This window comes from Halobellus marinus (genome assembly GCF_032113415.1).
Classification (GTDB): domain Archaea; phylum Halobacteriota; class Halobacteria; order Halobacteriales; family Haloferacaceae; genus Haloquadratum; species Haloquadratum marinus.
This window is the reverse complement of sequence record NZ_CP134946.1, coordinates 3,118,903-3,139,608: the sequence shown is the minus strand read 5'-3', so window position 1 is coordinate 3,139,608 and position 20,706 is coordinate 3,118,903. Positions and strand designations below refer to the sequence as shown.

Genomic DNA, 20,706 nt, shown 5'->3' with positions numbered 1-20,706 from the left:
CAGCGGTTGCCGAAGGGTCAAAACTATGGTATCTTGCTTCGTTGTTTCGGTGACGACGGCGATGCCTCTCCCGGATACGTCCGGAGAAGGGGAGCAGGCGGCGAGCCCTAACTCGCCGCCTGCGTTAGGTTATGGACGATGCACTTCCGAGTCAGCTCCCGGAACTGGCCGTGCCAGCTCCGGGAGCGGAGCTTCTCGCCGTCGTCTTCTTTCAACTGCGAGAAGCCCGTCTCACTCATCCAGCGTTGGTTGTAATCCTCGGTCATTCGGGCGTTGTGGGCCTTCTGCAACGGTGTTTGTTCCCTGTGCTTGATCAGTGGTCGCGTTGAGTTCGAGCGACACTCCTCACGGAGTTCGCCCCACGAGTAGTTCGCGTCAGCAGACAATACACGCAGGTCTTCCGCGTTCCGGCGGAAGACCTGCATCCCGATGTGGCCGTCCCACGCCTTCTGTGTCGTGAAATGAACGTCTTTGATCGCTAGCGAGTTCACGTCGATCAAGATGGTTGTCTTCATCGACTGGAACGAGTAGTTCGCACGGTCACGGTAGTGATAGCTGGTCTGATCACGCTGGAAGCCACTTGCATCGATTGCGGCTTCACCACTCCAGCCCGCCTGCTCCGCCGAAGCGCGGAGCAGGCGGCGGAGTTCACGCATCCGATACTCGTCTTCCCACCGGCAGAACGAACTGTAGTGTGGTGCCTCGTTGAGATCAAATACGGCGAGGATACCGGGCATCTCGTTGAGGTAGTCTTCAGTCTCACGAAGACTCTTCTCCAACTCAACGCGGAACAAAATCAACGCAATCTGTGTCCACTTGGCGTACCCGTCCGCGCCGTTCGGCGCGGCGGGTACGTCAGGGTCATCTACGTGCTGTTTGGCAAGATCTCGACACATCCGAGCGAGCCGTCTGAGCGATCCCATATCGCCAGACGGCGTCCAATTCCCGGTTAGCTTGACGGTATTTTCCTGTGAGAGCGTCTGAAACTACAGTCAGCTAGCGGCAAAACAAGGCATTCGAGATCCAGGGTCCAAATGCCTTCGAAGTAATGGAAGAGGTGACTGACGATCCGCTACCGAAAATCCCCTTCTTCAAGATGGCTGAGATCTCGATTAACGGACGTGATCTGTACGCTCTGGGACACGGTATGGCCGAAGCACCGGGTCTGGAAATCTTTGGTCCCTACGAGTACCACCACGAGGTCAGAGATACTATCTTAGAGGCTGGTCAGGAGTATGGGATGCGGCAGCTCGGTTCGATGGTATACAAAACCGGCAAGATCGGTTCGGGCTGGATCAAGCTCCCTGTGCCAGCAATCTATGACAGCGATGAAATGAAGGGGTACAGACAGTGGCTAGGGGCAGATACTATAGAAGCCAATATGTCCATCGGCGGGAGTTTCAACTCGGACGACATCACTGACTACTATATGGAACCTGTCGAACTTGGCTACGAGCGTCATATTTCCTTCGACCACGATTTTATCGGACGGGAGGCGCTCGAGAAACGAGTTGATACTCCACGGCGAAAGAAGGTCACATTCGTCTGGGATGCCGACGATGTTGTTGACGTCTACGCCTCACTATTTCGAGATGGAGAGACCTACAAGTATATCGATATCCCTGATACCGCCAACCGTTGGTCAAAGACACACTACGATAAAGTATTGAAAGGCGGAGATATTGTCGGTATATCAAAGTATCCAGGATATCTTATATATAAACGTGAAATGCTCTCCTTAGGGGTTATTGATATCGAACACAGTGATCCAGGAACAGAAGTTACATTCGTATGGGGAGAAAAAAATTCGAATAAATCGCGGGTAGAACGTCACGAAGAAAAAGAAATTCGGGCTAAAGTTGAACCATCCCCCTATGTACACGGTGGCAGGCGAGAAATATAACCAATCTAATAAGTTTGATTATATTATTCTATTATTACCATAATTTTGGATTATACTATAGCACATACTACGCAATTAATCTATTTAGTTAGGAGTGAAATCGGAGGATCGAGGACTTTGGAAGCCCGCGCTCTCGATATCCTCAGACGAGGCGCCGACTGCCAGAGGCACCAGGGATTCCCTCCTTGGCTGCGACTCGCTGTCGTTCGGAAGAGGCTCTTTGCCTTTCGTGATGTCGGCAGAACCCGTAGGATTCTGCCCGGCTGCAAGAGTAAATCTATCAAAGACGAGAGGGCTCCTCTCTCGAACCACGGTCCTCAAACTGCGTCCGACGGTCCTTGCGTTGTATCGCTCCTGGAGAGTGCAGCCCCTTCCGTTCCCACCCGAAAGCAGTTTCCCGGCCAGCGATCGCCTAACTAAACACGACCACACCCACCACCCAAAGGATTCAGTACACCTCCGTTGTATGTATTTACGAACCGCAAGACGGCGACGACCCCGTTACGCTAGGTGACGAACTCAAAATCGTAAGAACGGTATTGGCTTATATACACCCGCCGCCGTCCGTTGAATTCGCCCCGTCAGAAAATCTGACGGACCCGACGGGCCTTGGGCATTCTGCGTGACCACACGTCCTTTTGCCCGAGTCAGTCGCTATCACCGCTGGTTCGTGATTGGGAGCACCCGGGACTCACACGATTCGTGCCCTTGGAGTAAACCAACTATGAGTCTCGAACCAATCGATGCCGAGTCCGCGTTAGAATTGTACCTCACAGACAGAGCCACCGAGCTCTCCGAAGCCTCACTGAAGAGCCACGAATACCAGCTCAAGCATTTCATCCGCTGGTGTGACGAGCAAGAGATTGAGAACCTCAATTCACTCGGGGGACGGGACCTGCAGAGGTTTCGTCTCTGGCGGCGTGAGGATGGTGATCTGAACAAGGTCAGTGAGCGATCTCAGATGAACACGTTCCGGGTTTTCATTCGGTGGTTAGAATCGATGGATGGTGTCGAACAAGATCTGAGTCAGAAGGTGATGTCGCCATCGCTCACTCCTGATGAGAACGCTCGGGATGTGATGCTGGACAGCGATCGTGCACCGGCTGTACTCGCCCATCTGGAAAAATACGAGTACGCCACAGTCCCGCACGTTGCTATCTCCCTGATGTGGCATACGATGATGCGTGTCGGCGGTGTTCACGCACTCGACGTAGACGACTACTCGCCGGATGATCAGTGTGTTGAGGTTCAGCATCGTCCGGATACGGGAACCCCGATCAAGAACCAAAGTAAGGGTGAGCGGTTGGTCGCACTCTCAGATCAGGTATGTGACCTGCTCGACGACTGGTTATCCACTCAGCGACCCGACGTGACTGACGAGTACGGACGGACGCCGTTGTTAGCCTCTCGCCAGGGACGGACGAAAAAGTCCACACTTCGAAGCTACGTCTACCGATGGACACGACCGTGCGTCTACGACGACGAGTGTCCCCACGACCGTAACCCAGATGAGTGCGAAGCGATGACCCGTGATTCTGCATCGCGGTGTCCGTCAAGCGTGAGTCCACACGCGATTCGCCGCGGGAGTATCACGCATAGCCTAAACAACAATATGCCTGATAAGGTGGTCAGCGACAGGGCCAACGTCAGCCAGCGAGTGCTCGACAAGCACTACGACCGCCGCACAGACCGCGAAAAGATGGAGCAACGGCGCGAATACCTAGACAACATCTAGTACACTATCGAATACGGCTTCGGATTCTTCTCTTACAATCTTTTTCGGTATTTGCGTAGCCTCTATAAGAGAAAGCCATAGAGGATTTTCCGCAGCAAACAGGAATGTTCAGTACAGAGAAGTCACCGACCGATTTACATCGAATAGGTTGGATGGCGGAATATGTCCGACCGCACAGATCGACTGCTGGCTGTTCTCGTCATCCTATTGGCCTTGCTGGTTGTGTCTCAGACGACCGTCGTACCACGAAACCAACTCTTGGGTACGATAGGACTCCTGTTCGGAGTCAGCGCTATCCTTTATGCACTCTTCGAGTTGGTGAAAGCACGCTAACTTCCACCGTCCGAATCAGTATGTTCGCACGTACGTCCTAACGGCTGATTCAGCTGTTTCTCCGAAAAATAAACCACCGTGGTAAGACTTCTATCACACCTCGCTATGGTGCTGGGGTTGTGGCTTCTGATCCGTCGGATTCCAACAGGCGTGTGTATCCTCGGGTGTCCAGCATCGACACGTATGCGCGGTCGATATCCCGGCCCGACAAATGTACGTATCTTCCTGGAACTCGTGAGCCGGGCACCCACCCGAACCACGTGCACATCTGTGCTTCTGTCAGGTGATTCGCTAGGTAGGTTGCGCGGCTGTGCCTGAAGTGATGGGGATTCACTGGCTTGTTGATGCCTGCCTGTTCTCGGGCTTTGTCTAAGATCCGGAGTCTGATGTACTGGTAACTGATCGTTTCATCAGGCGATCCTTGTTTCGTATCGATTTTACACCACAACGGCGCGTCAGTTTGCCAGTTCGGATGAACTGTCAGCCACGAGTCGAGGTACGATTCCGATTCAAGCAAGAGTAACCGACGCGACCCGGTTTTTCCAGACACAATCATTTGCCTGCCGAATGCCGATTGTTCGATGTCGCCCACTTGTAGGTCGATGAGTTCTCCGATACGAGCTCCGGTTTCCCACAGAACCGCGATAAACGCCCGATCGCGGTTATTGTGACAGGCTTCCAGTAGTGACTGAATGTCTGCTGGTGTAAGCAGACTCTGTGGAAGGATCCGTTTCTGTTCGATCGGCCCGCGTTTGATCCATTTCGTCTCTTCAGGATCCTCACCGTTGTTGAGCCATTTCCAGAACTGTTTGATCGCCTGCTTGTAATCAACGACTGTTGACGGGGCTGTTCCGCGGGTGTACAACCACGCGACTAACTCAGTTATATCATCCTTGTCTAAATCCACGAACCGTGTTTCGCCTACGTGATCGGTTATGATCTTGAAGTGGGCGAGGACTTTCTGCTGTTGTGCGGCGCTGATGTCTGCAAGAAGCATATCTCGGTGATAGTCTTTGATCAACTGCTTGTTCTCCGGGTGAATGTGATCCGCAGAGTCGATATATGCGAGTATTCGTGCTGCAGCTGCCTCATAATCCATCGTAGGCATACTCCTCTCAGAAGCGTCCGGAGACGATAACACGAACGGAACTTGACTCAAAGAGAAACGTCGTCATCTATACTAGCGACACGCTGGGGATCGAACTTGATTCTCGGTTCAACTATGATCGAATCCGGAGTCTGAATCATTTTCCGCATTCCTAAATTCGTTATCGTAGCGCTCGCGCTCTTCGGTCTGGTCAGGCAAGTCGTAGTGCCGGTCCTGTACGCGGGGCGATGCATCACACCGCTGCTCGATTGCATCCGATGAGACGCCTCGATTCCGTTGATCAGTAATATAGCCAGTTCGGATATGGTGAGGCGCACGGCTACTCGGACATCTGAATGCGTCGTTATTGCTCTGTGCTGCCTCACACGAGGTCGGATCACGATCGTGCGGACACTCTTCGCCGACCTTGCACGGGCGCGTCCACTTATACACGAGTTTCTTCAGGTACGACGGACTGATTCTTCCGTCTCCTTTCGTCAGCAGGGGGTTCCGTCCGTGTTCATCGGTTACCGGCGGGCGCCGCTCATCGAGGTGGTCCTGAATGATCTCCGGGACCTCACCGTACAAATCGACTTCCCGCTCGCTTTCTTCATCCTTCTTTAGTGGTGTCGAGGGTCGATGCGCGTAATTGAGGATACAGTTATCGTACTCGAAGTCCTGGACATCACGCCCCCATACTCCTGACTTCCGTGGCCCTGAATGACAGAACAACTCCATCGCCACGTGGTCTACGTCGGCGTAGTGGTACTTCCGTAGGTACTCCAAGATCGTCTTCGCTCGCTCCGGAGTAAGTCTTTTTTCATCAACACCATCCCTATCTCCGCGGTCTGTGTCTGGGATCTCGACAGCGTTCTCGAAGCGCTTGGGGGCCAGTCGGTGTTTGACCAAATACTCGATGAACTCACGGAACAGGTACATATCATCCTGCAACGTGGTTGTCCCCAGCGGTTTCTCACGATCTAACGATTCGTATTTCCGCCACTTACTGTACCGCTCAACATCCTCACTACCAAACTCCTCAGTCGTTTCCAGTTCAAGTTCTTCCAGCAAGTACGTCTCAATATAATCTAACTTTCTGCTGTATTGCTTTTCAGATGCCTTGTTGAACGCAAGACAGCGACGGGGTAGGGTCGATTGTTTGTAGTCTCACGCTGTCAGAGGTGCGTTCTTACAGTCAGAAGATACAGCGGCTGTTACTGACAGCGGTTGCCGAAGGGTCAAAACTATGGTATCTTGCTTCGTTGTTTCGGTGACGACGGCGATGCCTCTCCCGGATACGTCCGGAGAAGGGGAGCAGGCGGCGAGCCCTAACTCGCCGCCTGCGTTAGGTTATGGACGATGCACTTCCGAGTCAGCTCCCGGAACTGGCCGTGCCAGCTCCGGGAGCGGAGCTTCTCGCCGTCGTCTTCTTTCAACTGCGAGAAGCCCGTCTCACTCATCCAGCGTTGGTTGTAATCCTCGGTCATTCGGGCGTTGTGGGCCTTCTGCAACGGTGTTTGTTCCCTGTGCTTGATCAGTGGTCGCGTTGAGTTCGAGCGACACTCCTCACGGAGTTCGCCCCACGAGTAGTTCGCGTCAGCAGACAATACACGCAGGTCTTCCGCGTTCCGGCGGAAGACCTGCATCCCGATGTGGCCGTCCCACGCCTTCTGTGTCGTGAAATGAACGTCTTTGATCGCTAGCGAGTTCACGTCGATCAAGATGGTTGTCTTCATCGACTGGAACGAGTAGTTCGCACGGTCACGGTAGTGATAGCTGGTCTGATCACGCTGGAAGCCACTTGCATCGATTGCGGCTTCACCACTCCAGCCCGCCTGCTCCGCCGAAGCGCGGAGCAGGCGGCGGAGTTCACGCATCCGATACTCGTCTTCCCACCGGCAGAACGAACTGTAGTGTGGTGCCTCGTTGAGATCAAATACGGCGAGGATACCGGGCATCTCGTTGAGGTAGTCTTCAGTCTCACGAAGACTCTTCTCCAACTCAACGCGGAACAAAATCAACGCAATCTGTGTCCACTTGGCGTACCCGTCCGCGCCGTTCGGCGCGGCGGGTACGTCAGGGTCATCTACGTGCTGTTTGGCAAGATCTCGACACATCCGAGCGAGCCGTCTGAGCGATCCCATATCGCCAGACGGCGTCCAATTCCCGGTTAGCTTGACGGTATTTTCCTGTGAGAGCGTCTGAAACTACAGTCAGCTAGCGGCAAAACAAGGCATCTTGACTTCTACTTCAAACACATCACGACGGTCAAAGCAGGAGGCTACTACGAGTACCGCTCACAGTACGTCGAAAAGCTTCCCTGCATCACCTCAGAACCTAATGGCGAATTCGCTACGCTCCGGGACAAAGCAGACAAAATCACGGATACAATCGACTTGGAGAGTAGGACTGAGCGCTTCCCTGAAGCCTACCTCGGCGACTTCGACGGCGACCTCGGATACATCGACTACGAGTGGCAGACTCGGCGCTACCCGGTGAACGCCGACATTCAGGAAAAGGCAGATCAACGATTTGCCGTGACCGCTGGTCGCTCCGACGAAATCACGGACCCATTGATGGATAGAGGCGACAGAGAAGAGCAGAAGCTTCGAGCAAAGTACGTCCACGCCGCCGTTGATGGGCGGAGTATGAAGAGCGGCGAAGAGCAGACGATCCCGATTCCGCAGTCTCGGGACGGCGTAGAACAACTTATTGAGGCGTTGGAGGCTGACCGGCAGACGGTTGAAGAAACAAGTATCGAAGACCTCGAAGCTGAGATTGATCAGACGGTGTACGATCTGTTCGATCTAACGGAGGATGAGCGGGAAGTTATCGAGAACTACCTCGAAGTCTTCTAAGTAATCGGTTTGAAGGGGTAAGCTTCGTATCGCCGGCTTTCCGCCTGTACAGATTGGAATCTATGAGATTGGAGCCATTGGAGAGATAAATCTATCTTCTACCTCTCCTTTCGAGATTTATGGATTGCGAAAAAAAGAAGCATACCTATTCAGTCAGCGAGTATACGCATTATGTACCCGCGAGATATTGGCTCAACAAACACTTCTGGTTTGAGGATTATGAGCGGGTTGAGGATTTATTCGAGAGACAAGAACGCGGAGAATTGAATCTCGACATATTAGATACGGACAATCATACGATCTTGGAAGTTCGGTTCGATATTAACCAAACGCCAAATGAATCCAAGTGGAACCCTGATGGAAGGAGTATTTGGCTTAGCATTCGGGCCGACTATGAAACTGATTTCCCTTCCGATAATCCCCATTATGCCCCGACGTTAGAAGAGTGTTCAGTGGGTGATATGTATCTAACAAAAACTGAGACGATACTAAATCACCTTGGCTATGATTATGATACCCACGAAGTTATTGCTGTGAGAACGGCTGAGGACAAAGATGGAGTGTATGTGACTGTCAGAGAGCGATTGAATCATCCGACAAAATTGGAATAGATCTCGCGTGCCTCTCACTTCTTAATCCGTTTTAGCTCTATTGAAGCGCCCGCAAACCCGCTTGTCCGTTCGGAAATAGTACCGACAGAAGACCCGCATTCAGAGTTGGTGTGATGTGGGGTCTCCGAAGCGTGTGCGCGGCTTTCCGCTGGGAGACTAAACTGTAGCCCGCCGTTATCCCATCCGAGTGAGAGAGTCCGTTCGATCCTCAGTAGGGGCGGCGTCGTACTTCATCGTCGTCTCGGGTCGCTTGTGACGTAACTGCTCTTTCGTAGAAGCGAGATCCCGGTCATCGGTCATATACGTCCCAACAGAGTGACGAATGGAGTACCACGAGACTTTCCGATTCTCCGTTTCAATGCCCGCCTTATCGCAGACGTGATGAAGGAGATTTCGGAGCGAATTTGATCCGTAGGGTTTGCTCTGAGTCGTTAGCCACAGTTTGTCGGTGTCGTCGTACTTCGGATAGTGACGACGCTCGTAGCGCCAATTTTCGAGCGCGGTGGAAGTCTTCGGGTGAAGGGCAACTTTCCAATTCCCCTCGTTCTTCGTGGAGTCCTCTTTCGGAATCAGTAGACGATTGTTTTCGAGATCAAGCCATTTCGTGCTGGCCTTGGCTACTTCGGCTGGTCGGAGTCCTGCATCAAGGCTGGTCCACACTAAGGAGGTGAACTTCCACGATTCGACCCCGTCCCAATCATCTATCGACACCAACTCAGTAGGTTTGTCTCGGTATTCGGCTACGTATGGCTTGAGGCGTTGTAGTCGCTCCCCATCCGATTTGACAGTCGAATACGATGGTATCTCTCCGATCTGTAAGGCGGCCTGTCGTAGCTTGAACCGTTCCTCTTTGGTGAAGTAGTCCTGCGGCTGCTGCCCGTTTCCGTTGGAGGCGAAAGATCTGGCCGGTTCCCAATCTTCCTCTCCGTACTTGTGGTGTCGCCATTTGAAGTACCGCTTGAGTGCGTGGAGACACCCGTGCTTGTGGCTCTGTGATTTCTCTGAGTAGGCAAGCGCCTCAATGTATTGATCCGCGTGACCGTGATCGAGGATAGGGATGTACTGTTCGTACTCGCGCCAGATCACGCGTTCACAGTACGAGAGACGGTACATCGAGCGCTTAACCGTATCCGTGCTGTATCCCTTCGCTTCTTGAGGATCTTTGCCCTCCATCAATAGCCACGTTGCGAGGGCTTTCCGGTTTTCCGTATAGTCCACTAATTCCTTCTTTGAGAGCATCTGCTCCGTCTTTTCAGGAACAAGCGGGAAGGAAATCTCTACGTCTCGTCGGTCGCCAAGTACCATTTCTTCGGTGGAACCGAGTTTCATCGTTGGTCCTACACCGATTCCGCGGTTTTCGGGCGCGTGAGCGCCTGAAGTGCGAGGGGAGGGATTTGAACCCACGGACTCCTACGAGAGCGGATCTTGAGTCCGCCGCCTTTTCCAGACTCGGCCACCCTCGCGCAGTCACCGATTCGATTCCGCGGCGGTTTAAGCCTCCGGTTTTTTCCCGTCCGGTCGGCCGCGGACCCTACGCAAGATACTCCCGAACCCGCGACGGAACTTCGAGGGCGACTAGTGCCGCAATGGCGGGGACGAGGACCGCGAGGAGGACGAGCGCGACACCACCGCCCACGATCACGAGCCCGAGCAGGCCGACGAGCAACAGCGGAACGGCAGCGACGATCAGCCCGCGTGCGACCACGTCGCCGACGCCCGCGGCGTAGTCCGCGATGACTCCCGGGAGTTCGCGGAGTCCCACGTCTTCGGTCATACCGGGAGAAAGGCGGCCCGGGATCAAAGCGTTGTCCCACGCGGTTCGCTTCCGCAAGCCGGATCGCAGTCGGCCGGGATGCCTGCGTCGACCGCTCACCACTCGATGATCTCGCGATCGCGCCAGAAGTGCCCGGCCGGCGAGCCCGGCTGGAACCGACAGAGCCACGTCGGCGTCTCCGCGCCCTCCTCGATCGATCGGTCGGCCTCCTCGCCGCCCATCTCGGTCCGGACCCAGCCCGGGGACACCGAGTTGGCGAGCAGTCCCTCGTCGGCGTACTCACCGTGCAGGTACGCGGTGAGGCCGTTCACGCCGGTCTTCGAGACACGGTAGGCGGGGGAGCCGCCGGTCTGTTCCTCCGCGAGTGCACCCATCCCCGAAGAGAGGTTGACCACGCGCCCGCCGTTGGTCTGGAGCAGCAGCGGTACAGTGTGCTTGCAGACGAGCATCGGCCCGCGCAGGTTCGTCGCGAGCGTCCTGTCGATCGTCTCGACGGGTTCGGAGACGATGTCGGAATCGAACTCCGCGATCCCGGCGTTGTTGACGACGATGTCCAACCGCCCCGCGGACTGGAAGATTTCGTCGGCCGCGCCGGAGATCTCCCCCTCCTGAGTGACGTCCACGAGCAGGTGTTCCCACTCGTCGGGGACGTCGTGCTGCATCGACCGCGTGGCGGCGAAGACGGTCGCCCCGAGATCGTGCAGGTTCGCGGCGATCTGTCGGCCGAGTCCGCGGTTGGCGCCCGTGACGAGCGCGACCTGTCCCTCCAGCGAATCGTACAGTTCCGGCTCCGGGCGGTTCTCAGTCATCGCCCGGGTCGACGGCGCGGGCGCCAAAGGGCGTTCCGCATCGGGTCGCTCGACCGAGGAAGCAAAACCTAACCCGGTGGCCGACACCGGAGAGAGTATGGCGCACTTTTCGGACCGAGTCGAGCAGGTGTCGATCAGCGGGATCCGCGAGGTCTTCGAGGCCGCGGGCGAAGACGCGATCAACCTCGGGCTGGGACAGCCGGACTTTGCGGCGCCGGCCCACGCCCGCGAGGCCGCCGCCGAGGCCATCCGCGAGGGACTCGCCGACGGCTACACCGAGAACAAGGGGATGCAGTCGCTCCGCGAAGCCATCGCCGACAAACACGCCCGCGATCAGGGCGTCGATGTCGACCCCGGCGACGTGATCGCCACCGCGGGCGGGTCGGAAGCGCTCCACATCGCCCTGGAGGCCCACGTCGACGCCGGCGACGAGGTGCTGATCCCCGATCCGGGCTTCGTCTCCTACGACGCGCTCACGCGACTCACTGGGGGCTCACCCGTCCCGGTTCCGCTCCGCGACGATCTGACGCTCGATCCAGCGGCGGTCGAGGCGGCGATCACCGACGACACCGTCGCGTTCGTCGTCAACAGCCCCGGGAACCCGACTGGCGCCGTCTCGCCGCCGGAAGACATCCGCGAGTTCGCGCGCATCGCTGACGAACACGACGTCCTGTGCATCTCGGACGAGGTATACGAGTACACCGTCTTCGACGGCGAGTTCCGCTCCCCCATCGAATTCGCCGACAGCGACAACGTCGTCGTCGTCAACTCCGCCTCGAAACTGTACTCGATGACGGGCTGGCGGCTCGGATGGGTCACGGCCTCCACGCCCCGGATCGAGCGGATGCTCCGCGTCCACCAGTACGCGCAGGCCTGTGCCGCCGCACCCTCGCAGTTCGCGGCCGAGGCGGCGCTCACCGGGCCGCAGGACCTCGTCGGAGAGATGACCGAGTCCTTCCGCCGCCGCCGCGACATCGTCGTCGACGGCCTCACCGACATCGGACTGGACGTCCCCACGCCCGGCGGCGCGTTCTACTGTATGCCGGAGGTGCCAGAGGGCTTCGTCGACGAGTGTCTGGACCGTGGCGTCGTCGTCGTCCCGGGCGAAGCGTTCGGCGACGCCGGAGCGGGCTACGCGCGACTCTCCTATGCGACAGACGAGGAATCGCTGCGCGAGGCGCTGGAGATAATGGAAGACGCCTACGACGCGGTCGCCTGATCGTCGACTCCGCCGATCCGAGATCTCCCTGCTCTCCGCCGGCTACGTCGCCGTGCTGACGATCTTCACGACGTCCCCCTCGTCGAGTTCGTAGTCTTCGGCGATCCGGCGGTTCGACCGGGCGTCGACGGCGTGGAGGTAGCCCTCGCCGATGTCCGAGTGGACCGCGTAGGCGAGATCCCGCGGCGTCGACCCGCGGGGCAGGAGGAAGGCGTCAGGGAGCATCTCGCCGGTCCCGTCGGTCCATCTGGTCTCGTTTTCGACGGGGTAGGCGGTCACCATATCCAGGACGTCGTAGACCGCGGTGTCGATCGCGGCCTGGACGCCGGTTCCGCCGTATTCGCTCATCACCTCCCGGATCGTCTCGAGGCCGTTCCGCTGGGTGTCGGAGACGTCGCCGACGACGTCGAAATCCTCATCGCCTGGAAGATACTCCACGACGCCAGCCTCGGCGGCGTTCCGCAGCGCGAGTTCGCCGTCGGCGGTGGCGGGAACGACCGGCTTTTCGACCTCGCCCAGCCGATCGAGGTTCTCTGCCGGCGCGATGTCGGCCTTGTTGGCGACGAGCACGATCGGCTTCGTCCGTTCCCGGACGTCACGTGCGAGCCGTTCGCGGTCCTCGTCGCTCCACTGCTGTGGGTCGCCGGGGTACTCGACCGCCCGCAGCGACGCCGCGACGTCGTACTCCGATGCACCGAAGCCCGTCAGCATCTCCGTGAGCGCCGCGTCGATGTCGAAGTCGGGCGAGCGGGATTTCCGGACGACCGTCTCCCAGTTCCGCTCGATGATCCCCGCGAGCCACTGTTCGAGTTCCGCCTCGACGAAGTCGGCCTCTTCGAGCGGGTCGTACGTGCCCACCTCGACCGGTTCGCCCTCGGCGTCCGTGCCGCCTGCGGCGTCGAGGACGGTGAGAATGGCGTCAGCGTCGGTGAGCGCGTCGAGGAATTGGTTTCCAAGCCCGCGTCCTTCGTGTGCGCCGGGGACGAGTCCGGCGACGTCTAAGAGTTCGACCGGGACGTACCGGACGCCGTCCTCGCAGTTGCCGCAGCGTTCCTCGCGGTCGAGGCAGGGACAGCGCGTTCGGGCGTGGGTCACCCCGCGGTTGGGGTCGATCGTGGTGAACGGGTAGTTGCCGACGTCGACATCGGCCATCGTCGCGGCCCGATAGAAGGTAGACTTGCCCGCGTTGGGCTTGCCCGCGAGCGCAAGCGAGAGCATACCGGAAGGAGAATCGACGGCGGGAAGTAGGTTTCCGTCCCGTCGCCCCCGACGGCGCGATTTGCCCAGTATTTTGCTACTGACTACCGCGACTCCGCCTCGATACGCTCCCGGGCGATCTCGTCCATCTTCGACGCCAGTTCCTCGGCGTCCGCCTCGGTGAGTTCCGTCTCCTCGGTGAGTTCTTCGAGCAGTTCGAGTTTTTCCAGCCGCTCTCTGATGGCCTGCTGGACGACTTCGTCCCAGTCGGCGTCCGGCTGCTCGTCCATCCGCTGTTTGAGATCCCGGTCGACTTCGACGGTGATTATTGGCATATGCGAACATATCTCAATGCAAACTACTGTTTCTTTCGGCGGATTCCCTCGTTCGCTGTCCACGCCACGAAACGAAAGCCCGGAGTGGGGGGCTCCCGAACGGGGTGGTATGTCGAAAGAGCGGGACGGGTCGCGAACCGCCGGGGAGACGAGAAGCGAGAGCGCGGCGGCGGCGCTCGATCCGACGGGGACGTCGTGGCTCGTCGTCTACCTGAAAGGCGTCTGTATGGGGGCAGCAGACGCCGTCCCCGGGGTTTCGGGCGGGACGATCGCACTCGTGACCGGCATCTACGAGCGGCTGATCGTCGCGATCACCGCCGTCTCGCCCGCTCGCATCTACGCGGTCCTGACTGGGATACTCCCGGACCGCCGCGCGGACGCGATCGAAGCGCTCCGCGCGGTCGACGCGGGATTCCTCGTCGTCCTCGGTGCGGGGATCGCAACCGCTATTGTCACGATCACTCGCGTAGTCCATATCGGAATTCAGACGGTCCCGGTCGTCACATTCGGGTTCTTCTTCGGACTCATCGCGGCCTCGGCGTGGGTACTGTTCTCCGAGGTCGCCGTGGATACGCCGGCGCGTGTCGGTGCCGCCATCGCGGGATTCGTCTTCGCCTTCGTCGTTTCGGGGCGCGCGGCCGCGACGCTGGGCACCGGGCTCCCTGTGACCGTCGTCGCGGGTGCAATCGCTGTGAGTGCGATGATTCTGCCGGGCGTCTCCGGGTCGTTGCTGCTCATCATCCTCGGCCAGTACGAGTATATGACCGGGACGCTCTCGTCGTTCGTCGACGCCCTGCTCGCGCTCGTAACGGGCGGGCCGATCGCGCCGCTCCGGGAACACGGCGCCGTCGTGGTCGCGTTCCTGCTCGGTGCGGTCGTGGGCCTGTTCACGGTCGCCCACGCGGTCCGCTGGGCGCTCGCACGTGCCCGGGCAGCGACCCTCGCGTTCCTCGTCGCGCTGATCGTCGGCGCACTTCGCGCACCGGTCGCCCGAGCAGGGACGCACCTCGCGGAACTGGGACGGACCTGGACGCCGACTGCGGTCGCGGCGTTCTCGGCGGCCGCGGTCGTCGGAGCGCTCCTCGTCGTCCTCCTCGATCGATATACTGGGATCGCCGAGATCGACGGAGAGACGCAACCTGACTGAGCCTCAGCGCGCTTTCGAGTATTCGGAGCCGACGTATTGAGGCGCAAAGCCGATGGACAGTCCCGCCCAGCAAGCAACGGCAGAACAGAATCCGATGCCGGATCGAACGCGCGGCGGAGTAGAGGCAGAGGTAGTCCGAGCGGTTCCAGCAGCGTTCGTCGTCGACAATCGTGCACACAGTGGCACGGACTACCGGATTCGACCGTGTCGGCGGTCGGGGAGCCGCCGGCAGAGCAGACGGCGACGCCCCGAGCGATCCGGCGAACTCGGGGGATCCGCACGGTCGAATTGTGTGGCCAGTTGTAGTAGCGTTTGCAACTGATTACTCACCCGGTCGCACGGCGGCGTGCGATCGGGTGAGCGAAGACGTGCAAACGCTACTGTCGTGCCGGCGGCCGACGGGAGTAGATGCCACCCGACCGACGGGACTGCATCCCGCGTGGCATCGCCCGTCCGGCGTCGCCGGCGGTTTCGCGTTCCCCAGCCAGATCACTCCCGTGGGACCGCGATGTTCTGTAACGATTCACTGCCACAGGCGTCGCAGACGCCGCCGGAGTCTGCGCGTGCGCCGCAGACACAACATTCGTACCGGCTCTCTTCCGGATGGTATGGATCGATGTCTCGGTTGTATATCACCATATATGGTAGCAGTTCACAAGGACTCAAAAGGGTTCCGTTAATATAGCAGAATGAATATACATACCTATAATCTCTTAATATTAGGTCGATTATTAGCCGCTTTTGAACCTATCTGGACGCGACGTGGACGAACGTCTCTCGCCGTGAGGACGCTTCGACCGTCGTGAATCCGGCCTCCTCGAACGCCTCGACGGCGTCTGCGAGCCCGAAGCGTTCGTCCATCGGCGGACCGTCTGCGCCCGCGCCAGTCTTCGACCAGTCGACGGTAACGACGCGATCACCGGGGCGGATCACCCGCGCCAGTTCCGCGAACGCCTCGGGGGCGGCGAACTCGTGGTAGGTCATCGTCGAGAAGACGCCGTCGAGTTCGTCGTCAGCGAAGGGAAGCGACGCGGCGTCGGTCGTCACGAACTCGACGTTGTCCGGGACACCGTTCTCCCGGTACAGGTCGTGCATCTCGGGCTGTACGTCGATCGCATAGACTCGGTCTGCGTGTGGCGCGACCTCGTCGGTGTAAAAGCCCGTCCCGCTCCCGATGTCGGCGACAACGTCTTTGGGAGCGAGGTCCAGGGCGGCCAAAAGCTCCTCGCGCGAACAGAACCGGTAGCGACCGGGGTCCTCGAGGTCGGCGGCCCGCTCGTGGTCGAACGTGTGGAATCCCATACGCAACGAACGAGTGGCGCGGGCAAAAGGCTGTTCGACCTGACTTGCGGCCGCTGCCGAAGGAGTCACTGTTAAATCACTCGGGCGTGCCATCTCCAGTAATGACATCGGGACTCCGCACACCGAGCGAACGGATCTGCGAACGCTGCGGACGGATCGAAGAGTGGGACGACGACGCCGGTAGATGGCAACTCGCCGTGAACGACGAGGGTGAACCCCACACTGTGGGAAGTCCCTACTGTATCCACGAGTGGGACATCAACGGCACGTTCGTCCCGTTCGACGACAAGAGCGACGCCGCCGAAGCGTAGCGACACCCCCGAACGAATTTCATCCTCCGACTCGGTCACCTCGACCTGAGCGAACCGTTCTTGCGACCAGTCACGCCGACCTGAGCGAACCCTTCCCGTGACCGGTTACGCCGACCTGAGCGAGTCCAGTACCGAACTCGTCCCGTCGAAGTACGATTTCTCCACGACAGTGCCGGCGGCCTCGCGCGCGTCGGTGTCAGCGTTGGCGACGGCGAACGACCGGCCCGCGGCCCGGAACAGCGAGACGTCGTTCACGCTGTCGCCGATCGCGACGAAGTCCGTCGGTTCGCGGTCGAGCACGTCGGCGACGGCTTCGAGGCCGGTGCCTTTCTCGACGCCCGGCGTCTTGACGTGGTAGGCGTAGCCGGTATCGAAAACTTCCAGGTCGTACTCGGCGGCGACCGTCCGCAGGAGGTCCAGGTCGGCCGCGGTGTTGACAGCGACCTCCGTCTCGCGCCACTCGTTGAGTGCAGCGAAGCCGGGCCAGCCGAGATCGCCCCCCCGCGCGACGAATTCGTCGGCAACGGCCTGCGCGCGGTCGCGATCGCCCTGATACGAGACGGCCCCCTTAGCGAGCACGACGCCGCCGTTCTCGGCGATCACGTTGTTTTCGAGGCCGAAGTAGTGACAGAGGCTCACTGGGTACGGAAACGCCTTTCCCGTCGCGAGTACGACGGGTGCATCCCAGTGCGGCAGATACTCGAACGTCCGCGGGTCGAGGCGGCCCGAGCCGTCAGTGAGTGTTCCATCGATATCGAGGACGAGCGGCGGTGTGTCGGCAGTCATTGCTCCGGCTTAGCGCCGGTGGCTGAAATGTCCACCGTTGCGGGACTCGACGACGGCGCCGATGATCCACCGTTGCGGGACTCGACGACGGCACCGATGGTCCACCGTTGCGGGACTCGACGACGGCGCCGATGATCCACCGTTGCAGGACTCGACGATGGTGCCGATGGTCTACCCTCACGGTCCCGACAGACGCTACTCTAAAGTGCGTGCTGGCAAAGATAAAACTGGGAAATGAGTAAAGAACCGAGCGTCCTCGTCATCGGCGGGGGATCGACCGGCTGCGGCATCGCGCGGGATCTCGCGATGCGCGGCCTTGAGGTCACCCTCGTCGAGAAGGGCAACCTGACCCACGGGACGACCGGGCGGATGCACGGGCTCCTCCACAGCGGCGGCCGCTATGCGGTTTCCGACCAGGCGTCCGCCGAGGAATGTATCCGGGAGAATCGCGTGCTCCGCCGGATCGCCGGTCACTGCGTCGAGATGACCGGCGGGCTGTTCGTCCAGCGCCCCGAGGACGACGACGAGTACTTCGAGCGAAAGCTCGAAGGCTGCCACGACTGTGGGATCCCCGCCGAAGTGCTCTCCGCCGACGAAGCGAAGGCGTTGGAACCGTACCTCGCCGAGGACATCGAACGCGCGATCCGAGTCCCCGACGGTGCCGTCGATCCCTTCCGCCTCTGTGTCGCCAACGCTGCCGACGCTGTCCAGCACGGCGCGCGCGTCGAGACCCACAGCGAGGTCACCGACGTGCTCGTCGAGGAGGGCGACGTCGTCGGCGTCGAGGTCGAACACGACGCCGGGACCGGGACGTACGAGCACGGAACGGAAACAGAGACGGAGGAACTGTATGCCGATTACGTCGTCAACGCCACCGGCGCGTGGGCCGGCCAGATCGGCGAGATGGCCGGCGTCGACATCGCCGTCCGGCCCTCGAAGGGCGTGATGACGATTATGAACGTCCGGCAGGTCGACACCGTCATCAACCGCTGCCGGCCGAAGGGCGACGCCGACATCGTCGTTCCCCACGAGACCACCTGTATCCTCGGCACGACCGACGAGGAGGTCGACGACCCCGAGGACTACCCAGAGGAGGGATGGGAAGTGGATATGATGATCGACACCCTCTCCGAGTTGGTGCCGATCCTCGCGGAGGCCCGAACGATCCGCTCCTTTTGGGGCGTGCGGCCGCTGTACGAGCCTCCAGAGGTCGGTAGCGAGGACCCGACCGACATCACCCGGCAGTTCTTCCTCTTGGATCACGACGAGCGCGACGACCTGGGGGGAATGACCTCGATCGTCGGCGGCAAGCTCACGACCTACCGGCTGATGGCCGAGGAGATTTCCGATCACGTCTGTGGGAAACTCGGCGTCGACGCCGACTGCCGAACCGCCGAGGAGCCGCTGCCGGGCTCGGAGGACTTCTCGATCCTCCGCGACTGGATGGACGAGTTCGGCCTCCGCTCGCCGATCGGCCGACGGAGCGGTCAGCGGCTCGGATCGCGAGTCGACGAGGTGCTCGGCGAGTGGGAGGGTCCCAACCCGACCGTCTGTGAGTGTGAGGCCGTCACGCGCGCGGAGATCCACGACGCGATCGACGGCGCCGGCTCGGAACTCAACGCCGTCCGCATCCGGACCCGGGCGTCGATGGGGAACTGTCAGGGCGCCTTTTGCTGTCACCGGATGGCGAACGAACTCTATCCGACGTACGATGAGCCGACTGCCCGCGCCGCGCTCGACGACCTCTACCAGGAGCGCTGGAAGGGCGAACGACACGCGCTGTGGGGCGAACAGCTCTCGCAGGCGATGCTGAAGCATCTCCTCCACGCGACGACAATGAACCGCGACAGCGACCCTGCAGCGTCGGACGACCCGGTCGACTTCGGGGCGTTCGACACAGGAGCGAGCGAGGACTCCGGCGACGGACGGGCGAACGCCGCCGAGAGATCGGGGGAGAACGGCCACGTCGGCGTCACCGACGGCGGGACGCCGAACGAGAATCCCACTGCCGACCGCGACCCCGGAGGGACCGATGCCGATCCGTGACGACGTCCTCGTCGTCGGCGGCGGCATCGCCGGGATGACGGCGGCGCTGGCTGCCGCGGAGTCGGGCGTGCAGGTCCGCCTGCTCTCCCACAAGAAGAGCACGCTCCGGCAGGCCAGCGGCCTGGTGGACGTCCTCGGCGCCGTCGACGGCGAGGGTCCGATCGCCGACCCGTTTGAGGCCATCGACCGTCTGCCGGAGACCCACCCGTACCGCATCGTCGGCGTCGACGCGATTCGGGACGGACTGGGGATCTTCGACTCGGCCGTCGGCGACGCCTACGTGGGCAGCCACACCGACCGCAATGCCCTCGTGCTCACCCACGGCGGGACGATCAAGCCGACAGCGCGGTATCCGGCGTCGGTGGAGCCCGGACTCGCGAGCGTGCCCGAGGACACCCTGCTCGTCGGATTCAGGGAGCTGACGGACTTCGACGCCCCGGCCGCCGCGGACCATCTCGCGGCGACCGGCGTCCCCTTCGAAGTCGACGGCGCGACGGTCGAGTTCCCGATCACGTTCCGCGACGACGCGCGGACGACACGGCTGGCGAAGGCGCTCGACGACGACGAGGAAAACGTTCGGGAGCGCCTCGCCGAGGCCGTTGCCGCCGAACTCGACGGCCACGGACGCGTCGGCTTTCCGGCGATGCTCGGCGACGACCACGACGACGCGGTCCGCGCGGAGCTCGAAGACCGCCTCGGTGCGGCGGTGTTCGACATCCCGACCGGGCCGCCGAGCCTGCTCGGGATGCAACTGGAGGACCGCCTGATCTCCGCGCTCGACGCCGCCGGTGTCCGGATGGCATCCGGCAACCCGGCAGTCGGCTACGAGGCCGACGAGGGCCGGATCGAGTCCGTGCTCGTCGACCGGCGCGGAACCGAGGTGCCGTACTACGCCGACGAGTTCGTCCTCGCGACGGGCGGCCTCGTCGGCAAGGGGATCGACTCCGACCGGGAGTCGGTCACGGAGCCGCTTTTCGGCTGTCACGTGCCGCATCCCGACGACCGCTACGAGTGGTCCGAGGCAGCGGCGTTCGGCGACCACGCCTTCGCGCGTTTCGGCGTCGACCCGGACGACGACCTGCGGCCGAGAGACGAATCGGGCGACGAACACTTCGCGAACCTCCGGGCTGCCGGCGGCGTCCTCGGCGGCGCCGACGTGGCCCGCGAGAAGTCCGCCGCGGGCGTCTCGCTCGCGACGGGCGCGTACGCCGGGCGACGCGCGGGCGAGGAGGTGACACAATGAGTATACGGGA

The 20,706-nt window shown here is 60.4% G+C and carries 21 protein-coding genes and 1 tRNA gene; 9 read left to right on the top strand and 13 right to left on the bottom strand.

What is annotated here, in order from left to right:
• Nucleotides 1-107: 107 nt before the first annotated feature.
• Entirely contained in the window at nucleotides 108-923 is an 816-nt protein-coding gene (locus RJT37_RS15545; RefSeq protein WP_313684617.1) for an IS5 family transposase, read from the bottom strand.
• Nucleotides 924-1,048: 125 nt separating this feature from the next.
• Here RJT37_RS15545 and RJT37_RS15540 point away from each other — a divergent pair, with 125 nt between their 5' ends.
• Nucleotides 1,049-1,903: a hypothetical protein gene (locus tag RJT37_RS15540; RefSeq protein ID WP_313685879.1), complete on the top strand. Its 855-nt coding sequence runs from the start codon at nucleotides 1,049-1,051 to the stop codon at nucleotides 1,901-1,903.
• Nucleotides 1,904-2,627: 724 nt separating this feature from the next.
• Nucleotides 2,628-3,638: a tyrosine-type recombinase/integrase gene (locus RJT37_RS15535; RefSeq protein ID WP_313685877.1), complete on the top strand. Its 1,011-nt coding sequence runs from the start codon at nucleotides 2,628-2,630 to the stop codon at nucleotides 3,636-3,638.
• Nucleotides 3,639-4,074: 436 nt separating this feature from the next.
• On the opposite strand, the gene RJT37_RS15530 is transcribed toward RJT37_RS15535, so the two are convergent.
• The 3 genes from RJT37_RS15530 to RJT37_RS15520 all read right to left on the bottom strand — a co-directional run bounded on the left by RJT37_RS15530 (nucleotide 4,075) and on the right by RJT37_RS15520 (nucleotide 7,202).
• Nucleotides 4,075-5,070, bottom strand: a complete 996-nt coding sequence (locus RJT37_RS15530) for a tyrosine-type recombinase/integrase (protein WP_313685876.1) — start codon at nucleotides 5,068-5,070, stop codon at nucleotides 4,075-4,077.
• A gap of 117 nt (nucleotides 5,071-5,187) precedes the next feature.
• Nucleotides 5,188-6,129: a hypothetical protein gene (locus RJT37_RS15525; protein WP_313685875.1), complete on the bottom strand. Its 942-nt coding sequence runs from the start codon at nucleotides 6,127-6,129 to the stop codon at nucleotides 5,188-5,190.
• Between the two features lie 257 nt (nucleotides 6,130-6,386).
• Nucleotides 6,387-7,202, bottom strand: coding sequence for an IS5 family transposase (locus RJT37_RS15520; RefSeq protein WP_313684617.1), 816 nt, complete (start codon nucleotides 7,200-7,202; stop codon nucleotides 6,387-6,389).
• A gap of 252 nt (nucleotides 7,203-7,454) precedes the next feature.
• On the opposite strand from RJT37_RS15520, the gene RJT37_RS15515 reads away from it, so the two are divergent.
• A complete protein-coding gene (locus RJT37_RS15515) occupies nucleotides 7,455-7,916 on the top strand; it encodes a hypothetical protein (protein WP_313685874.1) in 462 nt (153 codons plus the stop codon).
• A 119-nt stretch (nucleotides 7,917-8,035) separates the two neighbouring features.
• A complete protein-coding gene (locus RJT37_RS15510) occupies nucleotides 8,036-8,527 on the top strand; it encodes a hypothetical protein (RefSeq protein ID WP_313685872.1) in 492 nt (163 codons plus the stop codon).
• Nucleotides 8,528-8,701: 174 nt separating this feature from the next.
• On the opposite strand, the gene RJT37_RS15505 is transcribed toward RJT37_RS15510, so the two are convergent.
• The 4 genes from RJT37_RS15505 to RJT37_RS15490 all read right to left on the bottom strand — a co-directional run bounded on the left by RJT37_RS15505 (nucleotide 8,702) and on the right by RJT37_RS15490 (nucleotide 11,110).
• Nucleotides 8,702-9,856, bottom strand: a complete 1,155-nt coding sequence (locus RJT37_RS15505; protein WP_313685871.1) for a tyrosine-type recombinase/integrase — start codon at nucleotides 9,854-9,856, stop codon at nucleotides 8,702-8,704.
• Between the two features lie 50 nt (nucleotides 9,857-9,906).
• A tRNA-Leu gene (locus RJT37_RS15500) sits at nucleotides 9,907-9,990 on the bottom strand.
• 68 nt (nucleotides 9,991-10,058) lie between these two features.
• Nucleotides 10,059-10,301 (bottom strand): hypothetical protein, encoded by a 243-nt coding sequence (locus RJT37_RS15495; RefSeq protein WP_313685869.1) that lies wholly within the window; start codon nucleotides 10,299-10,301, stop codon nucleotides 10,059-10,061.
• A 95-nt stretch (nucleotides 10,302-10,396) separates the two neighbouring features.
• Nucleotides 10,397-11,110 carry an SDR family NAD(P)-dependent oxidoreductase gene (locus RJT37_RS15490; protein WP_313685867.1) on the bottom strand — a complete coding sequence of 238 codons (714 nt, stop codon included), beginning with the start codon at nucleotides 11,108-11,110 and terminating at the stop codon, nucleotides 10,397-10,399.
• A 97-nt stretch (nucleotides 11,111-11,207) separates the two neighbouring features.
• On the opposite strand from RJT37_RS15490, the gene RJT37_RS15485 reads away from it, so the two are divergent.
• The gene (locus RJT37_RS15485; protein WP_313685865.1) at nucleotides 11,208-12,329 is read left to right on the top strand and encodes a pyridoxal phosphate-dependent aminotransferase; all 1,122 of its coding nucleotides are present in this window, start codon (nucleotides 11,208-11,210) and stop codon (nucleotides 12,327-12,329) included.
• A 42-nt stretch (nucleotides 12,330-12,371) separates the two neighbouring features.
• Here the strand turns inward: RJT37_RS15485 and RJT37_RS15480 are convergent, their stop codons facing one another.
• Complete coding sequence (locus RJT37_RS15480; RefSeq protein ID WP_313685864.1) at nucleotides 12,372-13,547, bottom strand: redox-regulated ATPase YchF; 1,176 nt, start codon at nucleotides 13,545-13,547, stop codon at nucleotides 12,372-12,374.
• Between the two features lie 83 nt (nucleotides 13,548-13,630).
• Nucleotides 13,631-13,861, bottom strand: coding sequence for a hypothetical protein (locus RJT37_RS15475; RefSeq protein WP_313685863.1), 231 nt, complete (start codon nucleotides 13,859-13,861; stop codon nucleotides 13,631-13,633).
• 226 nt (nucleotides 13,862-14,087) lie between these two features.
• Between RJT37_RS15475 and RJT37_RS15470 the strand changes: the two genes are divergently transcribed.
• Nucleotides 14,088-15,008: a DUF368 domain-containing protein gene (locus RJT37_RS15470; RefSeq protein WP_390209051.1), complete on the top strand. Its 921-nt coding sequence runs from the start codon at nucleotides 14,088-14,090 to the stop codon at nucleotides 15,006-15,008.
• Nucleotides 15,009-15,497: 489 nt separating this feature from the next.
• Here the strand turns inward: RJT37_RS15470 and RJT37_RS15465 are convergent, their stop codons facing one another.
• Both RJT37_RS15465 and RJT37_RS15460 read right to left on the bottom strand, forming a co-directional pair.
• Nucleotides 15,498-15,647, bottom strand: coding sequence for a rubrerythrin-like domain-containing protein (locus tag RJT37_RS15465; RefSeq protein ID WP_311171850.1), 150 nt, complete (start codon nucleotides 15,645-15,647; stop codon nucleotides 15,498-15,500).
• A 108-nt stretch (nucleotides 15,648-15,755) separates the two neighbouring features.
• The gene (locus tag RJT37_RS15460) at nucleotides 15,756-16,310 is read right to left on the bottom strand and encodes a class I SAM-dependent methyltransferase (protein WP_313685858.1); all 555 of its coding nucleotides are present in this window, start codon (nucleotides 16,308-16,310) and stop codon (nucleotides 15,756-15,758) included.
• Between the two features lie 101 nt (nucleotides 16,311-16,411).
• On the opposite strand from RJT37_RS15460, the gene RJT37_RS15455 reads away from it, so the two are divergent.
• Nucleotides 16,412-16,621: an HEWD family protein gene (locus RJT37_RS15455; protein WP_313685856.1), complete on the top strand. Its 210-nt coding sequence runs from the start codon at nucleotides 16,412-16,414 to the stop codon at nucleotides 16,619-16,621.
• Nucleotides 16,622-16,726: 105 nt separating this feature from the next.
• Here RJT37_RS15455 and RJT37_RS15450 read toward each other — a convergent pair whose 3' ends face one another.
• The gene (locus RJT37_RS15450) at nucleotides 16,727-17,407 is read right to left on the bottom strand and encodes an HAD-IIB family hydrolase (RefSeq protein WP_313685854.1); all 681 of its coding nucleotides are present in this window, start codon (nucleotides 17,405-17,407) and stop codon (nucleotides 16,727-16,729) included.
• 234 nt (nucleotides 17,408-17,641) lie between these two features.
• Here RJT37_RS15450 and glpA point away from each other — a divergent pair, with 234 nt between their 5' ends.
• Both glpA and glpB read left to right on the top strand, forming a co-directional pair.
• Nucleotides 17,642-19,453: an anaerobic glycerol-3-phosphate dehydrogenase subunit GlpA gene (glpA, locus tag RJT37_RS15445; protein ID WP_313685852.1), complete on the top strand. Its 1,812-nt coding sequence runs from the start codon at nucleotides 17,642-17,644 to the stop codon at nucleotides 19,451-19,453.
• Nucleotides 19,440-20,696 carry a glycerol-3-phosphate dehydrogenase subunit GlpB gene (gene glpB, locus RJT37_RS15440; RefSeq protein WP_313685851.1) on the top strand — a complete coding sequence of 419 codons (1,257 nt, stop codon included), beginning with the start codon at nucleotides 19,440-19,442 and terminating at the stop codon, nucleotides 20,694-20,696. Before glpA ends, glpB begins: the two co-directional genes overlap by 14 nt.
• Nucleotides 20,697-20,706 lie beyond the last annotated feature (10 nt).